Origin of the sequence: Arenicella sp. 4NH20-0111 (genome assembly GCF_040366405.1) — a bacterium.
GTDB lineage: Bacteria > Pseudomonadota > Gammaproteobacteria > Arenicellales > Arenicellaceae > Arenicella.
This window is the reverse complement of sequence record NZ_BAABWF010000004.1, coordinates 171,472-185,891: the sequence shown is the minus strand read 5'-3', so window position 1 is coordinate 185,891 and position 14,420 is coordinate 171,472. Positions and strand designations below refer to the sequence as shown.

11 protein-coding genes are annotated in these 14,420 nt (G+C 46.5%); 3 read left to right on the top strand and 8 right to left on the bottom strand.

Annotated elements, in window-relative coordinates; all coding sequences use genetic code 11:
• Nucleotides 1-10: 10 nt before the first annotated feature.
• The 7 genes from ABWW54_RS10700 to ABWW54_RS10670 all read right to left on the bottom strand — a co-directional run bounded on the left by ABWW54_RS10700 (nt 11) and on the right by ABWW54_RS10670 (nt 7,934).
• On the bottom strand, nt 11-877 hold the full coding sequence (locus ABWW54_RS10700; RefSeq protein WP_353412244.1) for a DNA/RNA non-specific endonuclease: 867 nt from the start codon (nt 875-877) through the stop codon (nt 11-13).
• Nucleotides 878-2,281, bottom strand: a complete 1,404-nt coding sequence (locus ABWW54_RS10695; RefSeq protein ID WP_353412243.1) for a lanthionine synthetase LanC family protein — start codon at nt 2,279-2,281, stop codon at nt 878-880. It abuts the gene before it with no gap.
• Nucleotides 2,281-3,123 carry a hypothetical protein gene (locus ABWW54_RS10690; protein ID WP_353412242.1) on the bottom strand — a complete coding sequence of 281 codons (843 nt, stop codon included), beginning with the start codon at nt 3,121-3,123 and terminating at the stop codon, nt 2,281-2,283. Before ABWW54_RS10690 ends, ABWW54_RS10695 begins: the two co-directional genes overlap by 1 nt.
• 44 nt (nt 3,124-3,167) lie before the next feature.
• Nucleotides 3,168-4,244, bottom strand: a complete 1,077-nt coding sequence (locus ABWW54_RS10685; protein WP_353412241.1) for a phosphotransferase — start codon at nt 4,242-4,244, stop codon at nt 3,168-3,170.
• A gap of 15 nt (nt 4,245-4,259) precedes the next feature.
• Nucleotides 4,260-6,758, bottom strand: coding sequence for a S8 family peptidase (locus tag ABWW54_RS10680; protein ID WP_353412240.1), 2,499 nt, complete (start codon nt 6,756-6,758; stop codon nt 4,260-4,262).
• Nucleotides 6,759-6,854: 96 nt separating this feature from the next.
• Nucleotides 6,855-7,145 (bottom strand): hypothetical protein, encoded by a 291-nt coding sequence (locus ABWW54_RS10675; protein ID WP_353412239.1) that lies wholly within the window; start codon nt 7,143-7,145, stop codon nt 6,855-6,857.
• A gap of 207 nt (nt 7,146-7,352) precedes the next feature.
• Nucleotides 7,353-7,934 (bottom strand): hypothetical protein, encoded by a 582-nt coding sequence (locus ABWW54_RS10670; protein WP_353412238.1) that lies wholly within the window; start codon nt 7,932-7,934, stop codon nt 7,353-7,355.
• A gap of 302 nt (nt 7,935-8,236) precedes the next feature.
• On the opposite strand from ABWW54_RS10670, the gene ABWW54_RS10665 reads away from it, so the two are divergent.
• Nucleotides 8,237-8,797 (top strand): RNA polymerase sigma factor, encoded by a 561-nt coding sequence (locus ABWW54_RS10665; RefSeq protein WP_353412237.1) that lies wholly within the window; start codon nt 8,237-8,239, stop codon nt 8,795-8,797.
• Nucleotides 8,794-9,528, top strand: coding sequence for a hypothetical protein (locus tag ABWW54_RS10660; protein ID WP_353412236.1), 735 nt, complete (start codon nt 8,794-8,796; stop codon nt 9,526-9,528). Before ABWW54_RS10665 ends, ABWW54_RS10660 begins: the two co-directional genes overlap by 4 nt.
• Before the next feature lie 97 nt (nt 9,529-9,625).
• Here the strand turns inward: ABWW54_RS10660 and ABWW54_RS10655 are convergent, their stop codons facing one another.
• Nucleotides 9,626-11,983, bottom strand: coding sequence for a CHAT domain-containing protein (locus ABWW54_RS10655; protein WP_353412235.1), 2,358 nt, complete (start codon nt 11,981-11,983; stop codon nt 9,626-9,628).
• 454 nt (nt 11,984-12,437) lie between these two features.
• On the opposite strand from ABWW54_RS10655, the gene ABWW54_RS10650 reads away from it, so the two are divergent.
• A complete protein-coding gene (locus ABWW54_RS10650) occupies nt 12,438-14,390 on the top strand; it encodes an SP85-like N-terminal domain-containing protein (RefSeq protein WP_353412234.1) in 1,953 nt (650 codons plus the stop codon).
• Nucleotides 14,391-14,420 lie beyond the last annotated feature (30 nt).

Below are 14,420 nucleotides of genomic sequence, written 5' to 3'. Positions count from 1 at the left end.
TTTCGTGGCGCTAAAGACGTAAATCTTCGCGTCTACTGATGACCCTAGTTCCATGATTTGGACGACTTGATGTCGAGCTCGATTCGGCCAGTTCAGATTCAGGTGCGTGTTCATTATCACCAAAACGTAAAGGATCAGAGAGCGTTAAATCTGAAAACGACAGACCCGTTAGGTACTCAACTGTCGTCAATCTAACCTGCTCTAAGACTGGGTCAAACTCAACAGGGTTGGCTGAAGCGTGATCTCGTTGCCAAGTAATAAAGGCGGCGGCGCGCAGTCGACCATTGACATTGAGTGCCGCTACTTTCCAGTAGCCAGCCGGAATTCTTACGGGCTTCTGCCCGACTATATTGACTATTTGAGGGTCGTGCGGCGTAAAAACCGGACCAACAAACACACTCATCCGTTTCTGATTGGTACCCACCAAATCTAACAACCAGTCTTCGATGCGGCCCCAAGCACTGTCATGTAGGCCTTCATGTTGAGGAGCGATGTTAGACCAATAGGATGATTCTCTGTCGGCCTTCTCGGCCGAGGCAAGATCTCCCCATTGTAGGGCACGACGGCGAGCCAGATGCCCTCGATCCCACGGGTTATTTCGATAGCCTTCATCGTTATCAATCTGGATCCTGCTTGGTAATGAGGGATCATACACAAAACTCTTGCGCTCGATAGTACCCGCGGGAATCATCGTTGAACCGTCGACGTTATACGCGCTCATAATTGCTAAGTGACGCCCTTGATGAAAATAGATTGAAAATTTTTCATGATCAATAGTCGCTCCGGCACCGTAGCTAACAGACATGAGTTCCTCAGACATAAGAGGCATTCTGATTCGATAGCTGGGTATAAAATCCACATCATAGGGCATGATCATTCACCTCACTATCGCATGATCTGAGGCCTCAGACGCCTCTAGTCGTGTCGCACCCAACAATCCTCCAATTTTCCAACAGCTTGGAACCGTCTCAGGAAAAGAGGATCTAAACATTGCCCATGCAATCCCAGCATCCCCCATCATCAATCCTGGTGTTGACGGCCCATTAATGACGCCACTTCGCAACCCCTCGCCTGCGCGTGCGTCATCTTTGACTATGTGCGTGGCCTCCCTAACAAGCTCGAGTAAGTCAGGATGTTGAGTGTGTGACCAAGCATCGATCAACAGATCAGTAAAACTGGCGATGCCATGGCACTGAGATCCATTTATATCATCTCCTCCAGCCGCCCCTCTGGGGCGCAATGTCAAACTCTGTACGTGAGACAAGACGCCTTCCATCGCCGCTATTTTGTCTGCTCTCGCGAGGAGATCAGATGAATCTGCCTCAAGTCTCTCTGCGGCAACCCCTACTGATCCATGACACCACATATGAGGATAAGACGCACTCGCTGGATTATTATCATCTAAGGCGTCACGGCGTAGGTCCGCCCAACTCCCGTGTTCAGCCGAATACCAACGTCGTTCGAAGTTTCTCGCCGCTTTTGCCGTATCTAACCATCGAGTTCTCTTTTGCGTTCCCTTTTGAGTATGTTTCGCAAGCGCTTCTAACGCCAACGCGACCCCGGAAGCACCGTGCGCTAATCCACACAGGTATTCGTCACTACCAGGATACAACGCCCAACTGTGATGGGGTACGCCGGCAACGCACTCTAATCTTCCAGAATCGACCAGATAGTCTGCGAGGATTGTTGCTTTGTTCAATAGAGAGTCATCAGGCTGTACCTTACACAACTGCGAAACACCGTAGATCACGCCAGCCACTCCGGAAAGCAGATCAGCAGGCGCAATATCCAATGATCGAATTGCATCATCCAATGATGCGTTCACAAGATCTAGGCCTGTTTTTTGAAACTCTGTGTATCCCGTTTCCAGAGCAACTAAGCCAACGCCCATCGATCCAGAATACAGAGAGAAACCCTCATGGTTGTTTACTGCAAAGCGCAATGCGCCGCAAATAGTCTTGCGGTAAATCTCCTTCGGGCATAGTTTGTTGGCCAAAATCAAAAGCCTTGCAATGCCTGAAGCGCCCTCATAAACGTCTCCTTGAAAGCTACAGTACTTCTCAGGAAGACCCAGCTCATCAGGTGCTACCGCACCAATAAAAGTACATTGATCATGGCTCCAAATGGCGTCGTTAACCAACGCGTCCGCAATAGTCAGCGCGGCATTGTAGTCTGGCATTTTATGGAGATCAGCACTATTAAACTTACTCAATCCGAAAGCGTCTCTGCCTCCTTGCTGGGCTAGCGTTCGCCCACATAAGCAGCTGTGTGAATGACTCATTATGTTTCCCCCTCAATGACGTCCAAAAGCGCTTGCTGTGATTTTTCAATCCATAACTCCGTGTCTTCTAAAACATCATTTTGCTTGCCTAGCAGCATCAGTCGTTGACACAAAACTTGGCCAAAGCTATGCGAACTAGACAAGTCAGGTGCCCAATACACTCCTGAGATCAACTTTTTGGTTACGGGCGGCCCTTCACCATCCACTAGATGAGCAATAGCCTTCAATAAATCGCCAAACCAGCCATGCTGAATATCCAAGCTCATTGGAAAATACGCGACAGCAACATCATGCCTTGGCCCTTCGGCTCGTCCACACAGTATTTTAAATGACCAGCAGTCCGACCTACTCGAGAGAGAACAAACTGTATGAACAAATTCTCTTTCCATCCCACGCTTGACGTTAAAATAGATTCTCTGACGTTCTTCCGGCAACCCGTTAGCTATCCACATCGGTGAAAACACATGCCAAAAGCCGTGTATTTCTTCCGCTTCGAACGGGTTTACCAAAACGCGATCACCAACTTCAAAACTCAATGTATTTGCGTTTTCAGGGACCACAAGAGGCGCGGAGATAAATCTAGACCTGCCCTCTTTGGTGACTTCTACAGAAGCTGACAATCCGGCAATGCGGGTTCGGCGAACAACCCAGCCTCCCTCGTAGTTAACGGATTGACAAAGAGATGCCTTATAGTCAGAAGCCAGCGGGTAATCCAAAACCTCTTTCATTCCGCCATGAAACCAGTTTAAGTAAAGACTGTTTTCAATCTCTTCGTTATTGTGTCCATGCTCTCGGTGTTTGATGAGAAGCTGCTGGACGTTCATAAGGTCTGAAAAATTCATATTCTAATCTCCTAGCCGACAATTCCTTGGTCGGGTACATACATTTACGTTTTCCCAAGATCAATGTGTCTGAGGATGTGTTCTTCTATAACTTGAGCCTGCTGGAATGTCGCTATCGACTTCTGAAGCATTGATGCACTTGATTTGGACAATTCATTCGAGTTCAACGTTGATTGGTGCTGAATTGCAGCCATAAAAGTCCATGCTCCTATATATTGCAGTACCCTTCGAGTGAGGATCACCCTGTCTAATCCGCTTTGGCTTGCGTAGATGCTTACGAGTAAGGCAATACAACGATGCTCTAAATCACTCCAGCCATTGCCATGAGAGGCTATGAGCAAAAAGCGACTGCACAGCCCCGCCAGATCCCATGCAGGATCTCCCACTCTGGCCATCTCCCAGTCAATAATAATTGCTTTAGTGTCATTCAATACGATATTGTCGTGCTTCAAATCAGCGTGTATCACACACATCGGCCTCCAAAGACGACGAGCGCACCGAATACCACCTACCAAGGCAGGCGTTTGGCTTGCATCAGATAATAAAGAACTTATTGTTGGTGTCTGCCATAGCTCCTTTGGTGTGTCACCATTAAATAGCTTCAGCGCCCACGGTACTTGATTGGCCAAGGCTGGGTAATCCTTGCCGTTATTCTCGGCTATATCACGCGTTGCCCGATGAAAATTTGAGAGACGCGTTAATACACCTGCGCACAACTCAGTCCAAGCCTGCTCTACAGACAATGATCCTCCACCAGGCTTATCCACCTCCCATGCCGACTTGCCTATAACCGGTTTGGTTGCCAATTCCATGCCATTTGGCTTCCATTTTTGCTCGGCTGCGACAAGCTCCTTAACCGGTTGACGAGAACGAGCAAGTTCAATAATTGCTCGTTCCCTAGCGATGTTTCCATCGGTTTCACCTCTGGTTTCACCAAAGCTTTTAATGAAAGCAAGAGGCTCTCCCGCTAAAGACAGCTTAAACACAGAATGACTTCGACCGACTTGCTCCACGTCGACCCCGCGATTAATCACATCATCGGCCGAGATTAACTCGGCCGACAATGCTGCTCTGATTACGCAATTTGCCGACAACGGCTCCCTGTTGCTGTGATTAATCAAAACAGTCCCCCCACACTATTCGTCGAACCAAGAATCGTCATAATCGAAATACCCTTTTTCAGGTACTGATGATTGCGATTCTTCGATTTCGGCAAATAGTTGATCGTTAAGGTCCTCGTAATGGCCCGATTCAACCTCATAGTCATAATCATCGTAACTTTCCATTTCGAGAGCGCTAATATCGGCCTCTGTCAGACCGTCGGCATTTTCATGAGATGACGACATCTCTTGTCCAACAAATCGACCATTGAAAGGACGAAAACGACCTGGATCTATGACTGTACGCCTGAAACCGCCAGGGTCCGTGTGGCATCCTCCTGGCGTACTTGGACATCCATCAACCACGCTGGGGCACCGAACAAGTGACTCTCTTGGTCCCCCTCCAGGACAATTAGGAGTAACGATGGATTGCGTTGGGCACGCCGGTCCAACCACACTGCGAGTGGGGCAAGCTGGCCCTACTATCGTGCGCGTGGGGCACAACGTAACTCGACTCTTAGTCGGGCATATCGTAGTCACGCTTTTTGTAGGGCAAATTGTGACAACGCTCTTGGTAGGACAAAGCGTAACCCTGCTCTTAGGTGGGCACAGTCTGGTAATAACCGTTGGAGGAAGGCAAGCTGTTACGACTGATCGTGTACCACAGGCTACGCGCGGCACACTGATTCGAAAACAGCCACTCGCGGGTACCGTTCTAATGGGCCTAATTGGTCCAATAACCGCAGGAGTACAATTTACCGCTTCGTTGGCATCTAACTTGCCCGCTCCCCAGGCGGTGTTTGGCACTGGACCGGTATTTGCGTCTTCGCGCGCCGACGTCTCCAGACACCTCTTAATTTGCGCCTGCGTCCGATCGGGGTTTTTCTGTAACATGAGAGCAATGGTTCCTGTGACGTGAGGCGCCGCCATTGAAGTACCGGACATGGACTGATATGGGTCTCCGTTTGATCCGGCGTTTGCAGACATTATGTCAGTCCCAGGCGCTGCCAATGTAGGTGCCGCTCGACCATCTCGAGTCGGCCCGCGACTGGAACTTGAAGCAAGGGAGCCTGCTCCAAACCCACTCACACTGTAATTGGCAGCGGTGATCACCTCACGAGCATTTCCGGGAGTCGAAATCGTCATTGAGCGATTTTGATATGGCGACAGAAACGACGGCACGATTCGACCTCGTTGTATCCAAGCATCAAACCGACCTCCAGATCGCGAATTCAAGCTTCGAATCTTGATCTGCCAGTTTCCGGCCGCAATACTGGACGCCGTACCTCGGCTGAAAGTCATGAATACACGCTTATCTCCATTAAACGCATCATTGTCTCTGTGGTCTATACGCACTCTATTACCACCGGCAAACGTAAGATTTCCTACGTTACCAACATTCACGGGACCAACTTCATTCCCGGATGGATCTATGATTGAAATTCTGAATCGATCAGCACCTTCGTACCACATATCAATTTGATTAGACCAAACGTCGCCGGAAGGCTGATTAAATCGTACATTCTCGGTACGCCCCGTTACTACATTCCCTTGAGCATGGATGCGTGCGGCACCTGCGTTGCCTGCGGATTTAACGAAACACCTTCCCTGACGACCCAGTAAATTATCTAAGCCACGCTCAAGCAAAGAGGTTCCATCGTGTGGCCCCAAATTATCACCCAGGCTCATGTTAACAACGGCCGCTTTATCTAGCTCCGCCGCTTTCCGGAAAATATAATTTACCGCATCCAGGGTGTTTGAAGATGTGCCTAACCCCTCGCCTCCGTTGGATCGATTGGCCACCACAATAATGTCAGCTTCTGGCGCAACGCCAACAAACGAGTTAGCCGGCACACCTCGACCAGAGTCAGAACCATCACCGGCCGCAATACCGGCAACATGAGTTCCATGTTCACCTAGGTCCTGATGGCGTACACTGTTAAACGGATTAGCCGTTCGTAAAGCGGCATCGATGTTCGATTTTGAATACTCAACACCGTAATTGAAACCAGTTGGCGAATTCTCACCCCGCGCCTTACTGAGGCCTTGATCCCATATAGACAAAATACGTGTTGACCCATCACTGTTTCGAAACGAGCCATGAGTGAAGTCGCAACCCGTATCAACAATGCCGACAATAACGCCTGCGCCTTTCCTTCCTGGTGGTCCAGCATGCACTAAATTTGCTCGAATATCCCGAACAGACAGGTCAAGTTCTGGGTGCATTGATCGTGAAGACTCTATCCTTTCCAGATCCGCCATTTTAGACAGTTTCTCAAGTTTATTGAGATCGATTTTGCCTGTCACCACGTCACCCGCGATGGTTCCGATAATCAGTCCTGCTTTTTCTAATTCTTCTGGTTCGCCTGTATATTGAACTAATACATTCACCTCAACTTTAGGCTTCTTGCCTCTCGTTTTAGATCTTGTGGCTTCTATTCCAAACCTGTTAAGTTCCGTCTCATCAGCGAACCCCAACGTGTCTTCGACCTCGTTTTCCATGAGGAACTCTAATTGTGGATCGATTTTTCTCATAGTTTTCTCCTAAACTAATTGGTTGATTAATACTGTTTCCCTACCCAACCCAAATCCTTTGCAAAAGAGCACGACACATCCCTGTGCGCTAACCGCTCACTCTAGGATGTTATCGAGTGAATCGATGTCCATTTCTCGGCTAGCCTCAACCTTGAGGACATACTCTAAAGCTGCAATTTTACTGAGATGCTTGATTTGACTTTGCCCGGTTACAATATCCCCAATCACTGACCTGACTTGCAATCCGGACTCTTTCAGCTCCTCTATTTGCTTCTCATCAACCACCTCAGATAGGCCTAAAATTAGACTTATCGTAGTATCTTCTGCCTTCGACTCCGTGAGTTGCAGAAGGTTGGGGTCATACTTTACTGTTGTGTTATCTGACATCTTGCATCCAACTAAAATTACGGTAGCCGCAGTCAGTGCTAACCACCTTTGTTTTGTTCTCATACCTGTTTGACGACGAACACCGCACTATCACGACACGATTTTTAACATTTTTATTAAAAAAAACGCCGCTCAATTGAGCAGCGTCTAAATTAGTTTGTTTTCACCTTCTCACAAAGGTCAGTGGTAATAGCTTAGTAAGTTGTTCTAAATAGAGTTTCCGCCTGGCTGTGTATTGCCTATCGCCGATTTGCAGGTCTGTTCTATCTCAGGTTGATTGGCGGCAAATACGTCCTCCAAAGGCTCCTCACCAGAACCGACATCAAAGGTTCCTCCGCACCCTTCGTGGCGACTTCCAATCCCCGGCTCGGTAACCTCACAGGGGTTTTGAATTTGGCCACATATTAAAAAGGTATTACTTCCACTGCCGGACGATACGCGAACTAATGCCACGTCATCCTCTTCCTGGTTTGATACTAAAGAGTTACTCGAGCTCCCTGATGAACCCCATTGAGCCTTTTTATACTTCCTATCTAACTTTACTTTCTTCTGGCGTGTAACAATAACAATCGCTTTATGCGCTCCTAGCTTAGATTTTACGATTTCTGTTCGACCTAAATCATCTATAACCAGTACGGGTCGGCCCTCAAACTTGCTGAACCTAATCCCCTGTTCTCCTTTTACTTCCTGTTTATTTTGTTTTAACTTGGGCTTCCTGTCGATCATTGTTTCAGCGTGCGAACAAGCAAATAACGTGGATAAAAGTACTAAAATTCCAATTTTCTTCATGATTCATCCTCAAATATGGTTAGTAAATATAGGAGCGACCCAGCTGTCGCAGATCCAACCCTATATTAAAACGTGGAAATTGCAAAGACGCGCTAATAGGCCCTCCAAGCCAAGCTAGCGGCGTCTCAAGTAATCAGACGACGCATTTATATAATTCACTACATTTTTTACTTTTGTTGTAAAGAAATCGTCATTCCCGTCGTCTACCTAACTATGAAGAACACGACTAACAATTGCTTTAGTAAAATGGCCACGCTAATTATGCTAGAATTTTGGTCTAATCCTACCAAAGCTTTCCGTCCATGGCGTATAACGAACAAGCCGAGCAAAAAGCTCTGCTCGCGATTAACAACGCAGCTCACGAAACTGCGCTTAAAATTTTAATGAACGCTTACGGAACGGACATTTTGCGGTTTTGCGACTCCTTGGTAAAGAACGAGTCTGACGCACAAGATATGCTGCAAAACGTGTTCATACAAGCCCACAAAAATTTCTCAACATTCAAGGGTGAATCCCAGATTCGAACTTGGCTATACACCATCGCACGCAATCGTTGCCTAGATTTGATTAAGAGCAGGAAGCGTATGAGTAATTATCTTGAATTCGTTGACGAGGTACCGGAATCCTCAGGCGCTGAAACTGAAGAAACCTCTGACATGCTTGCCGCAAAGATTATCAGGGACTGCCTTGATAAGCTTTCAAACGACGTAAAGCAAGCGATGCTATTACGCTTTCAGTCTGACCACTCGTATGAAGACGCAGCAAAAATTTTACAGCAAAAGCCCGGCACCATTCAGGCCAGAGTCACACGTGCTCTACCGACACTTAAACGGTGTGTCGAGGAAAACGGTGTCACTTTATGAGTAACTCAAGCAATCACTCTCAGGTTAACTGCAATCGATTTGAAAAAGAAGCAATCAACTTGATCGAAAACGGGCAGCCACTAGACTCTCACTTCGAAGACTGTGCCGATTGCGTTAGTGCGAAACAAAAATACCTACGATTGATTTCTCTAATTCAAGAACAAAGCCAACTTAACCCATCCGAACACTGGCAAGACTCCGTTCTACAGAATATAGCCAAATCAAAAAGTAAAAAGCTTTTCAGACGCGTCAGTGAAAAAATGGCCATCGCCGCCAGTGTATTAGTCGCGGGGATAATCACATTTAACCTCTACAGTCCGGCGCTACAGCACCAGAGTTCAAACAATACCTCGGTACTTTCGGTATCGATAATACCGAGCGATCAACAGTATCGAGGCGATTTTGTAAAGCCAGGTGACGTGCTTTCGGTGTCGGCAATTATTGACCCTAAAACTGAATCAGAATTAAGGATCTATCGTAATGGAAAGTTGGTCTACTCATGTGATTCAAGCAGGCAAAAAGAGTGTGCATTCGGTCGAAACAAGGTCGAGACAAGTTACCCAATGAATGCCGTAGGCGAGTACCAGGTTATGATAGTGCAGCCCCATTCTGCCAACGACACTGATGCAAAACCAGGCACATCGCTCTCGGGCCGACTGAGCGCAGATACGGCAGACTTATTAAAGTCCAAGGCCGAAATGACATTAAGCAAAGCAACCGTGGTTAGGTAAACGCTTCTCAAGCGTTTAACAACGTCAGACCACCGACAACGAAGGTTTTGCTTATGGGCAAGGTGATCTATAACTCGGCATACCTTCTGTCTACAGGTTACCTGTCCAAACCTCTAACGGCCGTGTATTTATCTGAGAGCACGGTATCGTGCAATCCCAAAAGTGTGTAAGCCGACCAGTCACTTACGGACACCCCTCGTTTTTGAGCCTGATTTTGCGCAAGTCGCAGCGATTCTGCCGCCGTTTCACCGGCCACATAATATCGATAAAAATCTAAAACAATTTGTTTGGTTAAACTATCTTCAACAGACCTAAGGGTAACTAAAACCGTATCCGCGCCATTACTCAATAAAGCCCCACCTAGAGAGCCCCAAAGATACTTCCCTTGCCCTGAACCAGAAGCACAACTCGCCAATACGGCTATTTTAGGTTTGATCCCTTTCGCAATGAGTTCGACGCCAGACACACGAGAGTCGGCCATCGCAAGCCAAGGGCCCAGATGATTGACGCCAGAATGCGTCGCAATATGCAAAATTTCCGGGCGAATATTTGAGAATAGAGACCTAACATTTGCTTGAGAATTAACCAGTGGTTCAGAATTGAAAATATCACCAACAAGGCTCAGCTCGATATTCGCTGCAGGTAAGCTACCATCCGCGTCTCCCAACAAATTCACGCCTGTGGCATCGGGCGCCTGGGCACGATTTAAAATCATATGCGTCAATGCGGAAGCCCCAGGAACCAACGTGATTGTATTTTCATCACCAAGATAACGATCTTTGGCTCGTAAACTTAAGAAAGAAATGCGGTTAAGGAGTGAATCACTCGATACATAATAATGCCCACCCTTTAAGGCAATATCGGACGGTAATAATAAGCGACCCAATTGAGACAAATACTGGTGATTATTAGGGTCCGACTCCACCATAAAGATTAAACTTTCTAATTCTACTCTTGAGGTTTCGAGTTCAATCGGTTTAATAACGCCATCACTTACTAAGAACAGGAATACCCTTTGCTGAGCGATAAAGTAACTCAAGAGTTCTACCTCAGATAACGTTAGAAGCACGTTATCTAAATCAAAGTTATCACGATCATTGTCCGTTGATATCGGCGAGTCGTTCATTAATCCTAGGTACTCTTCAAGGACGTCGACTCGTTCAGATATCGTTTTATCCAAAGGAAGCTGTTCTGAATTAATGGTAGACAACTCTCCTGATTTGACGTACGAATCTAGAAAAGCACTGGCTTTAGTTTCTTCAGCAATTTCAAACGCATCGCTATATTGCTCGTTATCATATAACTCGATAAAGAGGGCTTCATGAGCCTCTCTCTTTCTGGCCATCATGTGCGCTTTTAACTGGTTCAAGCCCATCGACATTCTGAGGCTCTTGGACGACGCAATTGATCGCTTGTATTGGACCAATGCATCATCAACACGGCCCAAACTATGAGCCGCGTTACCCGCCCATAAGTGCATTTCCCAAGCCCAAACATCAGGTAGGTCGGGCTGCGATAACGCATTCTCCATGGTCAATAACGCAGAATCATGACGACCCATTTTATGTTCTAGAAGAGCTTGATAAAACAGCAGTGCGTATTTAGCAGAGCCATCCTCATTGGCGTAAGACCAAGCAATCTCAAGATGCTTTTCAGCCTTTCTAAATTGCCCCAAAAAGGTATTCGCGCTCACAATATTTAGGTGAAGCCCCCGTAACGCAGAACGATTTTTTGAGTTCTTCGCCAACGATAACGCTTTCTGAAAGTTATGTTCTCCTAAGGCATACTCTTTCCGACTCACGTGCAACCTGCCTTGAGCGATGGAAGCATTGATCGAGTGCCTGAGCGAAACACCTTCACTCATTTTTTCAGAGATAAGCGATAACGCTTGTTGAGCTGGTCCTAAGCTCCCCACTTCTTCAAAGACGTTAAAGAACGCATTCAATGCCTCAATTTCGGCATTTAGATCATTGCCACTAACGGACGCACGCCTAGCTTTAGAGGCCCAAGCCAACGCACCTTGGTAGTTTGATCTACGCCAATCAATCAAATACAAGCGATGATAAGCGTTGGCTTGTCTTGAATGGTCGCCATCTCGAGCAAATAAGTCGGCGCTCTTAGACAGGTAATCTATGGTCATTTCGAGATCTTCTTCACGATTAAAATAACCGGAGGACTCTAGCAATGCATTGGCTAGCAAAGGAGATCCTTCAAGTGAGTCAACCAATTTTTTGAGCTCAACCACATTACTTGACTGACCCAACTCCTTAATCAAACCCGAAAGCTCTAGCACGCCATCATCGGAACTAAATGCCCACTCACACTGATCATCAACGGCCTTCGAATCCGCTGTTATGGAGCTGGAGCAATACAAAAGAGTCGGCTCAGGACGGCAGGCGCCAAGAAAAACAAAAACAAAAACAAAAATTACACGCAATAAACGTGACAGACGCATAGTTTTATATCACACAGGCTAACTTTATAGGTAAGCCTATCATGCATCCGATCTGCTCAAAAAAACAGCATTGTTTAGAAGCAGCGCAATCAACATTGGCGCGTTGTTACGTAATTTGAGATGTCCAACATTATCAAATAAACGTTGAATTACTTAATAAGAGACAATTTTTCTAATACAAAAAGACTATTAATCCCACTTAAGTGACAATTTCACCCCTTTTTTATGCATATTAGTGTGAATGTTTGCCTACTTTTTGCTACAGTCCAGCGCAATCTGAGTCTGGTCAGCTCTTTGCGTGAAACAGGGTAATCACGTAGGCTAGCGTCAGAGCGGTCTTATCGGTCATTTTTTAACCATTACTTTCGCGCCTTATCAGTATTGTAAAAGCAAGGAAGTAAGTGGCTGGTAATTAAGAAATTAAAACAATAAATATTTCTGGGGTCTTCTCGTCATGAGTTCTCGATATAGCAAGGTGCTGCTAATTGCAGTAGCTATGGTTTTCTCTATTGTATTCAGTTCAAGCGTGTTCGCTACCTACCACTCAAAGTGGAGTAAAAGCAACTACAGCAGTTATTCCTACAGTAAGAGTTATCAATATTCATCTAAGCACTGTCACTCTGGGTACGGCGGTCATTACCAATACCACAAACGTTCGAAGTACTCGTCGTACAAAAAACACAAGTGGTCAAAACACAAAAAACACTGGTGGAAAAAGAAGCATCACAAGCCGCAGGATAAAAAGCCTGTTGCAAATAATGACGAGTATTCGATTAAGAAAGGAAGTCTCCTGACACAGAATGTCGTTGATGAAAACGACACACAAGGTGATGGCGAAGCAACCGCTAAGCTTGTCTACGGGTCCCTTCCAACCGGAATCACATTATCCGAGGACGGATCTTTGGCTGGGTCAACGACGGAGCTCGGAACCTTTAAAGCCTATTACAAAATCAGAGATATCGATGGGGATTACTCAAAAGCAAAGATCGTTATTCATGTATCTGAAGACATAGCTTATTGTCCTCAACCTGCCCTGTCTGACGAACTACATGGCGGGAACAGTATTCACGCAATATGGGTTCCTGAGATATCAAAATCTCTGAAATTCATCGAGACGCCGACCACCGTTCGCACCATACCAAGTGGCGACATGACCATTACGGGTCTTGTGGCCGATGAGAATCATGAGTTCGCCGTTAATATGACTTTTTCTGGTTACCAGGATCATTCAGATTCGCCGAAGTTAGAGCTAAAGTCAGAAGCTTACTTAAACAACGGCGGAACCATAGATCCTTCGACTTGGGAATACTATGATCATTTAAGTGGCTCTTTAGTCGGCGTGCAAGGCCCCTGGGCTGGCGTAACATTAAGCGCTACGATCAGAGGCCCTAAAGGACAAATAGGCTTCGGCGCCAGTGGAAAGAATCAAAACTTTGGTTTTGCTAGCTGGTTTGATTTAGCGATTGCATCAGCTACGAGTGAACTTCCTGAAGGATTCCAATTAGGGCAAACATTATATGGCGACGTAAATATAGACTTGCCAGATGAATGCCCTTTGATACGAGAAGTCGTTTCGACCCAATGTTCTATCGCCGCTGACGTTGATTCGTATGCGCAATTTAGCGGAGGTCATGCGATAACCCTCTTCAGTTTCGCGTCCGAGGACTTTATATTTGAACCAGCAGCGCAAGTACTAAACTACAACACGGGTGATATAGAAATATCCGGTGTCGCGTTAAATTCAGCCGGCCAAGGTTTTGACGTCGAGTTGATTTATTCAGGATCCGACACGGCCGGTACGCCAAAACTAGAACTAATCGATGCCGCTTATCTAGACATGGCTGGCCCTATCGACCCATCAAGTTGGCGCTTCCTAAGTGAATTTACAGGCACCATGACCGGGCGCGCTGGAGATTTCGCAGGCATTATCATTGAGTTAACTCCTCGCGGACCGAGTGCACAAATTGGCGAAGGCGCAAACGGTAAAAATGTCGGCTTTGGGCTTTCAAATTGGTTAACAGCCACCGTAACGCAAGGCAGTTTCTTATCGGGTATCAGTACAGGTACTGTGTACGATGGGGATATTAATATCGACATAAGAGACGACTGCTCTATTGACGTAAACCTTCCAGTTGACGCGGTCGACAATGGTTATGTTTTAAAGCCGAACGAGGTACTTGACGTCAATATTTTAGACAATGACCTACTTGGTGACCCCGAGACGACGTTAACGTTCAATTCCTTTTCTGTTCCGTTTGGTTTTACATTATCTCCAACCGGTCAGCTTGTTGGCAGTTCGACAGCGGTCAACGTTGTGTTCCAGTTCGATTACACAATTACTGATGCGAATGGAGATACCGATACTGCAACAGTCACCATCGAGCTCCAAGGGCTGGGTGACGCCTAGGTAGGCAGGAAAAAAGACGATTAAGTCAAT

Coding starts and splice junctions, on each gene's coding strand:
- ABWW54_RS10690 (WP_353412242.1), bottom strand. CDS start 3,123: ATGAATTTTTCAGACCTTATGAACGTCCAGCAGCTTCTCATCAAACAC.
- ABWW54_RS10670 (WP_353412238.1), bottom strand. CDS start 7,934: ATGAAGAAAATTGGAATTTTAGTACTTTTATCCACGTTATTTGCTTGT.
- ABWW54_RS10700 (WP_353412244.1), bottom strand. CDS start 877: ATGATCATGCCCTATGATGTGGATTTTATACCCAGCTATCGAATCAGA.
- ABWW54_RS10655 (WP_353412235.1), bottom strand. CDS start 11,983: ATGCGTCTGTCACGTTTATTGCGTGTAATTTTTGTTTTTGTTTTTGTT.
- ABWW54_RS10695 (WP_353412243.1), bottom strand. CDS start 2,281: ATGAGTCATTCACACAGCTGCTTATGTGGGCGAACGCTAGCCCAGCAA.
- ABWW54_RS10675 (WP_353412239.1), bottom strand. CDS start 7,145: ATGTCAGATAACACAACAGTAAAGTATGACCCCAACCTTCTGCAACTC.
- ABWW54_RS10650 (WP_353412234.1), top strand. CDS start 12,438: ATGAGTTCTCGATATAGCAAGGTGCTGCTAATTGCAGTAGCTATGGTT.
- ABWW54_RS10680 (WP_353412240.1), bottom strand. CDS start 6,758: ATGAGAAAAATCGATCCACAATTAGAGTTCCTCATGGAAAACGAGGTC.
- ABWW54_RS10660 (WP_353412236.1), top strand. CDS start 8,794: ATGAGTAACTCAAGCAATCACTCTCAGGTTAACTGCAATCGATTTGAA.
- ABWW54_RS10665 (WP_353412237.1), top strand. CDS start 8,237: ATGGCGTATAACGAACAAGCCGAGCAAAAAGCTCTGCTCGCGATTAAC.